This is a genomic window from Streptomyces sp. NPDC001852 (assembly GCF_042891825.1).
Taxonomy (GTDB): domain Bacteria; phylum Actinomycetota; class Actinomycetes; order Streptomycetales; family Streptomycetaceae; genus Streptomyces.
The window spans coordinates 1,282-2,486 of record NZ_JBIATN010000087.1; the positions used below are offsets into that span (position 1 = coordinate 1,282).

The window sequence follows — 1,205 nt, forward strand, 5'->3', positions numbered from 1 at the left end:
GCTTGCTCCTCGAGCTGGGGGTGGCCGCAGAGACCAGCGAGAAGCGACTGTTTACTAAAAACACAGGTCCGTGCGAAGCCGTAAGGCGATGTATACGGACTGACGCCTGCCCGGTGCTGGAACGTTAAGGGGACCGGTTAGCTCCATTTCGGTGGGGCGAAGCTGAGAACTTAAGCGCCAGTAAACGGCGGTGGTAACTATAACCATCCTAAGGTAGCGAAATTCCTTGTCGGGTAAGTTCCGACCTGCACGAATGGCGTAACGACTTCTCGACTGTCTCAACCATAGGCCCGGTGAAATTGCACTACGAGTAAAGATGCTCGTTTCGCGCAGCAGGACGGAAAGACCCCGGGACCTTTACTACAGTTTGATATTGGTGTTCGGTTCGGCTTGTGTAGGATAGCTGGGAGACTGTGAAGCATGCACGCCAGTGTGTGTGGAGTCGTCGTTGAAATACCAGTCTGGTCGTGCTGGATGTCTAACCTGGGTCCGTGATCCGGATCAGGGACAGTGTCTGATGGGTAGTTTAACTGGGGCGGTTGCCTCCTAAAGGGTAACGGAGGCGCCCAAAGGTTCCCTCAGCCTGGTTGGCAATCAGGTGTTGAGTGTAAGTGCACAAGGGAGCTTGACTGTGAGACCGACGGGTCGAGCAGGGACGAAAGTCGGGACTAGTGATCCGGCGGTGGCTTGTGGAAGCGCCGTCGCTCAACGGATAAAAGGTACCCCGGGGATAACAGGCTGATCTTCCCCAAGAGTCCATATCGACGGGATGGTTTGGCACCTCGATGTCGGCTCGTCGCATCCTGGGGCTGGAGTCGGTCCCAAGGGTTGGGCTGTTCGCCCATTAAAGCGGTACGCGAGCTGGGTTTAGAACGTCGTGAGACAGTTCGGTCCCTATCCGCTGTGCGCGTAGGAGTCTTGAGAAGGGCTGTCCCTAGTACGAGAGGACCGGGACGGACGAACCTCTGGTGTGCCAGTTGTTCTGCCAAGGGCATGGCTGGTTGGCTACGTTCGGGAGGGATAACCGCTGAAAGCATCTAAGCGGGAAGCCTGCTTCGAGATGAGGACTCCCACCCACTTGATGGGGTAAGGCTCCCAGTAGACGACTGGGTTGATAGGCCGGATCTGGAAGCCAGGTAACTGGTGGAGGTGACCGGTACTAATAGGCCGAGGGCTTGTCCTCAGTTGCTCGCGTCCACTGTGTT

At 56.7% G+C, this 1,205-nt stretch carries 1 rRNA gene (running past one end of the window); it reads left to right on the forward strand.

The features are described 5' to 3' along the window. Positions 1–1,183: ribosomal RNA gene (locus tag ACFYZB_RS46685) — 23S ribosomal RNA — on the forward strand; its annotated part reaches 1,281 nt to the left of the window's first position; the annotation flags it as partial. Positions 1,184–1,205 lie beyond the last annotated feature (22 nt).